This is a genomic window from Rothia sp. HMSC065G12 (genome assembly GCF_001811455.1).
GTDB lineage: Bacteria > Actinomycetota > Actinomycetes > Actinomycetales > Micrococcaceae > Rothia > Rothia dentocariosa.
In genome coordinates, this window is record NZ_KV804819.1 from 135,344 (window position 1) to 143,021 (window position 7,678).

At 62.4% G+C, this 7,678-nt stretch carries 6 protein-coding genes and 2 pseudogenes; 4 read left to right on the plus strand and 4 right to left on the minus strand.

Annotation, left to right across the window (positions count from 1 at the left end; genetic code table 11):
• Positions 1-10 precede the first annotated feature (10 nt).
• Positions 11-475, minus strand: coding sequence for a pyrimidine dimer DNA glycosylase/endonuclease V (locus tag HMPREF2804_RS10270; RefSeq protein ID WP_070449799.1), 465 nt, complete (start codon positions 473-475; stop codon positions 11-13).
• A gap of 161 nt (positions 476-636) precedes the next feature.
• Positions 637-2,007: a hypothetical protein gene (locus tag HMPREF2804_RS10275; protein ID WP_246824278.1), complete on the minus strand. Its 1,371-nt coding sequence runs from the start codon at positions 2,005-2,007 to the stop codon at positions 637-639.
• 560 nt (positions 2,008-2,567) lie between these two features.
• Between HMPREF2804_RS10275 and HMPREF2804_RS10280 the strand changes: the two are divergent.
• The 4 genes and pseudogenes from HMPREF2804_RS10280 to HMPREF2804_RS10295 form a co-directional block, all read left to right on the plus strand.
• Positions 2,568-2,936: pseudogene (locus HMPREF2804_RS10280) on the plus strand (LLM class flavin-dependent oxidoreductase); the annotation flags it as partial.
• 250 nt (positions 2,937-3,186) lie between these two features.
• Positions 3,187-4,653 (plus strand): SLC13 family permease, encoded by a 1,467-nt coding sequence (locus HMPREF2804_RS10285; protein WP_210399323.1) that lies wholly within the window; start codon positions 3,187-3,189, stop codon positions 4,651-4,653.
• Between the two features lie 100 nt (positions 4,654-4,753).
• Positions 4,754-6,760 carry a sensor histidine kinase gene (locus tag HMPREF2804_RS10290; protein ID WP_210399324.1) on the plus strand — a complete coding sequence of 669 codons (2,007 nt, stop codon included), beginning with the start codon at positions 4,754-4,756 and terminating at the stop codon, positions 6,758-6,760.
• Complete coding sequence (locus HMPREF2804_RS10295; RefSeq protein WP_007588139.1) at positions 6,757-7,227, plus strand: response regulator; 471 nt, start codon at positions 6,757-6,759, stop codon at positions 7,225-7,227. The genes HMPREF2804_RS10290 and HMPREF2804_RS10295 overlap by 4 nt, the downstream gene beginning before the upstream one ends.
• A gap of 74 nt (positions 7,228-7,301) precedes the next feature.
• Here HMPREF2804_RS10295 and HMPREF2804_RS11385 read toward each other — a convergent pair whose 3' ends face one another.
• Together HMPREF2804_RS11385 and HMPREF2804_RS11480 are read right to left on the minus strand one after the other, a co-directional pair.
• Entirely contained in the window at positions 7,302-7,502 is a 201-nt protein-coding gene (locus tag HMPREF2804_RS11385; RefSeq protein ID WP_246824280.1) for a hypothetical protein, read from the minus strand.
• Positions 7,503-7,568: 66 nt separating this feature from the next.
• Positions 7,569-7,655: pseudogene (locus HMPREF2804_RS11480) on the minus strand (hypothetical protein); the annotation flags it as partial.
• Positions 7,656-7,678 lie beyond the last annotated feature (23 nt).

Sequence of the window (7,678 nt, forward strand, 5' to 3'; positions counted from 1 at the left end):
AGCGCTCCGACTAGAACTCCTTAGTCTTCTCCCAAGCCTCTATTTCGCCGGGGACTACCTCGAATACGGGGTGCACCGCGGGCTTACCGGCCTGGGTGAATTTCGCGAGACGCTCGGTAAGAATAGGCACCCAATCGACATCTCGCCCGGCAACTTTGTGTGCCAGAAAGCTCAATTCGTAGGCAAGCTGGCTCTCGGTCACGGCAATAGGCTCCAGGTTCTTACCCCGCTCAGCGGCGATCAGCGAACGGTTGAAGGAGTATCCGCGCAGCTGCGCCTCATCGGCGAGCCCGTGCAGATAAGCCCCAATTGCCTCTACCGGCTGTGAATGCGCACGAAACCGAACGAGCTGCGGATGATTCGTGTACCCGCGGGTGAGCCCGCGCAGCACTTTCTGCGCAAGCAAGCTCTCACGCCAGCACGCGATCAGGGCGCGACGGTCAAGAAGGGACGGGTGGGCAGACCAAATACGCATCCACCCACTATACAGCCGCAGACCTGCGCTCTTAGGTAAAACAGCAGCGGCCCGCCCAAAAATTATTGAGGCAGAATGCACCTATGGGGCGCTCGCATCTGAACAGGATGCGAGCGCCCCACAGTGGTGCAGGTGCCTTGAGGCTACGAGTTCCGCGCTAGCTATGCCCAGTATTCTGGGCTTTCGGGGGAAGGTGGGTCGGGCTGCTTATTCGGATCTGATGGGCAGAAAGAATACGTAATTGTGCCGTCCCTGATTTCTCCCCGCCATTCTGCCCCGCCTTCAGCATTAACATAGGGGTTGAGTACATCGGGAGACACAAAGTTTCCGCCGCCGCCTCCTCCTCCCGAGGCAACGCCCACGAATGCGGCATCATCATACATATACACGGGATTTTCGGATGCGGCAGCCACCGCCGAACCGGATCCGCCTCCACCGTAGCCCGCGCCACCGCCTCCGGAAACAATGTATCCGATACCATTGCGGTCATCGCTTGTGTTGCCTGCAGTATTGAGCACATACCCGTAGGCAACAACGCCGTCAGCCCCGTTGCCGTTGGGGCCAGAGCCTCCGGGTTTACCTGCGGTATTTCCGGTATGAATCTCTGTTCGTGAGGTAGAGGAAAAGGTCAGCATTTCGTCTCCTGTGACGGTGCCGAGGTCGCCGCCGGAGCCGCCAGCCGTGTTGCTGCCATTCGACCCGGAAGGAATCAGAATTTTGGCAGAGTAGTGCCGGTAGTAACGTTCTCTTCCCGAGCGCCCCAACCCCTCGGGCGCGTAGTCGTCGCCAGCAGAACCTCCCTGACCAATATGCAGATTAAAGTTGTCATAAGAAGTTGGGTCGTCTGTTATCCAGGTTCCCGCGTAAGTAACGACGTGTGTGAGCCCGCGTGCGCCTGCGCCTCCGCCGCCTCCAGCGATGGCGAGTACGGTTTCTTGGGAAGTTTTCGCATCGACCATGACGATTGCCGAAGAACCACCGCCGGAGCCCGAATAGACTGTAACTTTATTGTTGTGGCTGTTTAGTTTACCTTGTACATCTGACCCCAGTTCGGTGGGCAGTGCCGCAGACGAACCGCCGTTACCGTACCCTTCGCCGCCTTTGGCGGGGCGGTCATAATATCCGACGCCGCTGGCACCCACATAGAATTTGATGCGCTGCCCGGGTGTTACCTTGACGGTTCCTTGAATATAAGCACCACCGCCTGCGGTTCCGCCGGTTCTGTTATATCCTGTGGCTTCCGAGTACCGTGTCGCCAGACTACCGCCCGAGCCGCCGCGCAGGTAGAAGCGCATATACGAGGCGTAGTCGGGAACCACAATTTCTTCGTAGCCTTTTTCACCGGCTGCACGGTTTTGCGCGGCGGTGCGCACATCCTTGGCGAAAATATCGTAGCTTTTATCGGGGTCTAGGCAGGGGCCGTCGTCGGCAGATGATGATGCGTATGCCGGAATAACGGCGGTGCTCAGCACAAGCGGCGCAGCCCATGCGGTTCCGGTCACCAGGTTTCGGCGAGAGAGGCCTCGTCTCATGAAAATATCCTTGCGTTTGAAGTTGTCGTGAGTGTTTGCCATGCGCAATGGCCCCAAAAAACCGCGCTGCACCGCCAACTCAAGGCTAGTGGGGCTTTGTAACGCGTGCGTGACGTCATGGTCAGCGAGATCCACTGTGACAGAGCGTTGCCATTATGTCATGACCTGTCTTATATCGAGTATTTCCTAAAATTCAGGTGCATCTTGAAGAGCCGAGCCAGAAAAGCAATGTCTGTAGTACCTGCACCTAGAAAATAATGAATCATATGGTTTTTCTACCGGGGTCTTATACATAAAAGATTTGAACGAGGTATGGATATACTAAGGGTAGAAGAAATGCACATTCGTTACCTTGAGGTAAGTATTGCGCGTAAAAAAATATAAATGAATCATTACCTAATATGTCGCATATATTTTATGTCGAAAAGCGTATTGACTAGTAGTTATATAAGTGGGTTTACTCATATTATTTAAAGCTTGTTCTGTAAAGTAAATAATTGTATGCTGAATGCTCATACACGAGGAAATGCCCCTTGTAGGGCAATACGAAAGGCATAACAATGAACGCATCAGACACTCAGAAAACCGAACTTGCGGTACAAAATCTTGAACCACAGCCGGGCACAGAGAAAAAACTTGGTTTTCTTTCTTTTGGGCACTGGGCCGAAATTCCCGGTTCGCGCGTGAACAGCGCATCCGAATCTTTGCACCAGGCTATCGATTTGGCGGTAGGCGCCGAAGACATTGGCCTAGACGGTGCTTTCTTCCGCGTGCACCATTTCGATCAGCAGCAGGCAACCCCGTACCCGCTTCTGTCTGCTATTGCCGCGAAGACCAGCCGCATTGAGCTTGGTACCGGCGTGATCGACATGCGCTACGAGAACCCTCTCTACCTCGCCGAGGAGGCCGCAGCCCTGGACCTGATCGCCGACGGCCACACCGCCCTCGACGAGGCCGGGGCCGAGTAGCCGGTCCCGCGCGGTTCGGTGACTGGGAGTAGGCGACTCGGTTATCGCATCTTGCCGTCTGTGATCGGGAGAGAGGTGTCAAGCGTCGATCAGCGCCTCGTCATTAAGCCGGGGTGGGGCATCGGGATGCCCCACCCCGGTTTCCCTTTTTGTGTGTGCTGGCATACACTGGTCGGACACTATCCATGCAAGACGATGAGGTCTTCTCATAATGGCTCGACGCTCCAAGGGCGCGGTGTCAATCAATCCGCGCTCCGCTCAGAATATGTCCACGCGACCGGCAGACTTTGCCAAGAAAAAGCAGGCGATCAGCCCGGTCAAGGTATTCGGCGCCGTAGCGGCGCTGGCGTGTATCGTGACCTGCCTGTTCGTGCAGCTACCCGGCCTGGATGTGGCCGGCACGCGCATGTTCGGCATCTTCCTGGCGGCGATTCTGCTGTGGGTGACGGAGGCGGTGCCGCTCGCGGGTACGGCGGTCCTCGTCATTTTCCTGGAGGTCCTGTTCATTTCGGACCACGCGCTGCTGAGCGTGGGTGAGGGTGCCCCGGCCTACACGAAGTTCTTCGGTGCCCTGGCAAACCCGGTCATCATTCTGTTCCTGGGCGGCTTCATGGTGGCCGACGGCGCCGCCAAGTACAAGCTGGACCGCGCCCTGTCTGCCGTGCTCCTCAAGCCCTTTATGGGCAAGCCGCGCCTGACCGTCATGGGCGTCATGCTGATCACCGCGATCATGAGTATGTTCATGTCGAACACGGCGACCACGGCGACGATGTTCGCCGTCATGATGCCCGTCATCATGGCCCTGCCCGAGGGCAAGGCGCGCACCGGTATCGCCCTGTCGATCCCGGTCGCCGCGAACGTCGGCGGCATGGGCACGCCGGTCGGCACGCCCCCGAACGCGATCGCGCTCGGCGCCCTGGAGAACGCGGGTGTGAAGGTGACCTTCCTGCAGTGGATGCTCGCGGCCGTCCCGCTCATGCTGGTCCTCCTGGCCCTGTCGTGGGCCTTCATCGCGTGGCGCTACATCCCCAGCGACGCCAAGTTTGACATCGACACGTCGGCGCGCTTCGAGAAGTCGCGCAGCGCGATCATCTTCTACTCGGTCGCGGGCCTGACGATCCTCCTGTGGATGACCGAGTCGCTGCACCACATTTCCGCCAACGTCGTTGGCTTCCTCCCGGTCGTGGTCCTCCTGATGACGAAGGTGATGAGCGGCGACGACCTGCGCGCCCTGGACTGGCCGGTCCTGTGGCTGGTTGCAGGCGGTATCGCGCTGGGCTCGGGCGTGTCCGCTACGGGCCTCGACAAGTGGATGCTCGGCTCGATCCAGTGGGCCTCGATCCCCGGTATCCTCCTGATCTTCGTGCTTGCCCTCGTGGGCTGGGTGACCTCGAACGTCATTTCGCACTCCGCGTCCGCGAACCTCCTGATCCCCATGGGCATGGGCCTGGCGACGACGGTCTCCACGAGCGCCGCCGAGATCGCCATCGTCATCGCCCTGGGCTGCTCGCTCGGCATGTGCCTGCCGATCTCGACCCCGCCGAACGCAATCGCGTACTCGACCGGCACGACCCCGACCCGCGAGATGGCGATCGTCGGCATCGTCGTGGGCGTCGTGGGCATCATCCTCCTCGCTTTCATCGCGCCGTTGACCTGGGGATTCATCGGGGTGATGTGACGTGTCCGGGGACGAGGCCATGGTCGGTTCGGGGGCGGCGCACCCCCGGCCGGGGCTGGCCCACGGGTGGACGCAGGGGCCGGCGGCGGAGGACGCCTCGGTGCTGGCCCGCACGGATGTGCGCAGCGGCGGGCACCGAGCTGGCTACCCGATTCACATGCTGGTCGTGGGCGACGACTCGCGCTCGATTGCCGCGCCCGTCACGAGGGATCTGGCGCACGCCTTCCCGGGCCTGTGCCTGGACCGCATCGACGGGATCGAGGACCTGGCCGGCTACGAGGCCAGCCTGAATGTGGGCGACCACGTGCTGATGGGCCTGGTGACCTCCGAGGTCGGCGATATTGACGCGCTCATCGACCGTGCGAGGACCTTCCCGGCGCTGCAGCGCATGCAGTGGGTGGTGGTGACGGATAAGTCCGAGCACCGCGACCTGGCCCGGTGCATGCAGTCCTGCGCGCTCGCGTCGGTCTTGAAGTCCCCGTGGACGGTGCCGCTGCTGGCGGGCCAGGCGTATTCGACGATGGTGCGCTACCTGCAGGGGTGCGGCTATTCGGACAGGCAGATCCGCTCGCTCATCGCCGATCCGCCGCCTTTCGCCGTGCAGGGCCCACTCCTGGAGGGCCTGGACCGCGACGAGCACGAGGTCGTCATGGAGCTCCTCGCCGGCGTCGAGCGCGTGCTCGGCCAGAGGCCTCGGCTGATTGTCCCCGAGGGGATACAGCTGGTGACCCAGGGCGAGCCGGTGGGCGCCGTCTACCTGGTGCTCGACGGGCAGGTGTCGCTGCACAGGGATTCGCCGCAGGGCGAGGTCCTGGCACACCTGGCCTCGTCTGGCCCGCTCATCGGCCTCGTGTCGCTGGCCCGCGCGGAGGACGCGTTCTTTACGGGCGAGACGGCGACCGAGGCGACGCTCGTGCGCCTGACGACCGAGCAGCTCCAGATCGTCATCTCCGAGGACCCGTCGATTGGTGCGACGCTGACGGCCCTCGCGATCCGCTCGCTGACGCGCCGCCTCATGCGCGCCGAGGACCTCCACCTGCAAAACGCGATGCTCGCCGAGGACCTCGAGGCCCAGAAGGAGGCCCTGGCCGCCACCCTCGAGGACCTGCGTGCCACCCGCGCCGAGCTGGTCGAACGCGCGCGTTTCGCCATGCTTGGCGAGCTGAGCGCCGGCATCGCCCACGAGCTCAACAACCCGGTGACCGCCCTCGTGCGCGCAGCCAAGCACCTGCACGAGGACGTCGATGCCGCGCTCGCGGCCCCGGCCACGGCCTCGTCGAGGGAGGCGATGGCCCGCGCCCTCACCGCGCCCCCGCGCTCCACGTCGGTCGAGCGCGCCCTCATGAAGGAGCTCCTGCCCGTCGTCGGTGACCGCACGCTCGCCCGGCGCCTCGTGCGCGCGGGGATCCAGGGCGCGGATGGCGCGCGTGCGCTCGCGCAGATCCCGGGCGGCATCGACGCGTACGAGGCCGGGGCGCGCCTGGGCGGGTCCCTGCGCTCGGTGCTCGCCGCGGGCGATCGCGTCATCGAGCTGACCCAGTCCCTGAAGGGCTACGCGCGCCCGGACGCCGAGGACCTCAAGCCCGTGGACGTGCGCGAGGGCATCGACGATGTCCTGCGCCTCACCGCTCACAGGGTGCGCGGCATCCGCATCGACTGCGACTACGAGGACGTGCCGCCCGTGTGCGCGCACCCGGGGAAGCTGCAGCAGGTGTGGACGAACCTCATCGTCAACGCTGCCGAGGCCATCGAGGACGAGAACGCCGACCTGGTCGCGGCCGCCGAAGCCTCGGGTGGCGTACCCGAGCTGCCCGCCCGCGGCGAGGCCGAGGCCCTCATCCGCATCACCGTGCGTCCCACGCCCGAAGGCGTGAGCGTCACCATCCACGACAACGGCCCGGGCATCGATCCGGAAATCGTCGACAAGATTATGGAACCCCACTTCACCACCAAGGCGGGGCGTGTCCGATTCGGCCTGGGCATGGGCATGTCCATCGTCCGAAGCATCATTGCTGATCATGGGGGCACCCTCACGATCGACTCTCACCCGGGATCCACGATCATGCGGATCTCGCTGCCCGCCCAACCACACGAGGAGGAATCATGACCCTGACAATCCTGTCCCTTGAGGACGAAGCAGACGTGCGCGACGCACTCGAGCGTGATCTTGAACAGTTCTGGGACAAGATCCGGCTCGAAGTCGCCGAGGACGTTGACGACGCGTGGGCCGTCATCGACGAGATCGTCGAAGACGGGGACGAGCTCGCGCTGGTGCTGTCCGACCACCGCCTACCCGGAAAGTCGGGCGTGGACTTCCTCGTGGAGCTCATGAAGGACGAGCGTTTCGGCGCGACCCGCACGGTCCTGGTCACCGGCCAGGCGGACCAGTCCGACACGATCCGCGCGGTCAACCAGGCGGGCCTGGACTACTACATCGGCAAGCCCTGGAACCCCGACGAGCTGCGCGCGGTCGTGCGCGACCAGCTCACCGAGTACGTCCTCGAGTCCGGCGTGAACCCCCTGCCCTACGTGAGCGTGCTCGACGGCGTGCGCGTCATGGAGGCAATCCGCTAAACCCTTGACTAAAGGGCCGTCGCGCTCGCCGATGAAGGCGAGCGCGACGGCCCTCATGTCAGTGGTGGGGCGTCTCAAGTTGTCGGCTCGCACGCCCACAGGGGGAGTGACTGCCAGTTATCGGGTGTGCCCGTCGCTCGCAGGGGGACGACGTCGGTAGCGGGGAACGTTGCGAGGACTGAGGGAAGGGCGGTTCCATCTCCCAGGCCCATCGTGCGGGTGAGGTATTGGACGAGCGTGAGCTGGTCGAAACACTTGTTTTTCTTTGGTGACAACTCTCTGATTCCGAGAATTTCAGCGTCTTCTGGAAGCTTCACTTGTCGCAGTGTGCGATTAAAAAGTCGTCCCTGGTGTGCGCAGATATTGCGGAGAATTCTGAGTATGTCGAGCCAAGAATTGACCTGTGACCGACTTAAGTGGCTCTTCATAATTGGGGGTGTAGTTGGGGTCT

Bases quoted from the DNA above. Each gene is read 5' to 3' on its own strand.
- HMPREF2804_RS10275 (WP_246824278.1), bottom strand. From the start codon at position 2,007: ATGAGACGAGGCCTCTCTCGCCGAAACCTGGTGACCGGAACCGCATGG.
- HMPREF2804_RS10270 (WP_070449799.1), bottom strand. From the start codon at position 475: ATGCGTATTTGGTCTGCCCACCCGTCCCTTCTTGACCGTCGCGCCCTG.
- HMPREF2804_RS10285 (WP_210399323.1), top strand. From the start codon at position 3,187: ATGGCTCGACGCTCCAAGGGCGCGGTGTCAATCAATCCGCGCTCCGCT.
- HMPREF2804_RS10295 (WP_007588139.1), top strand. From the start codon at position 6,757: ATGACCCTGACAATCCTGTCCCTTGAGGACGAAGCAGACGTGCGCGAC.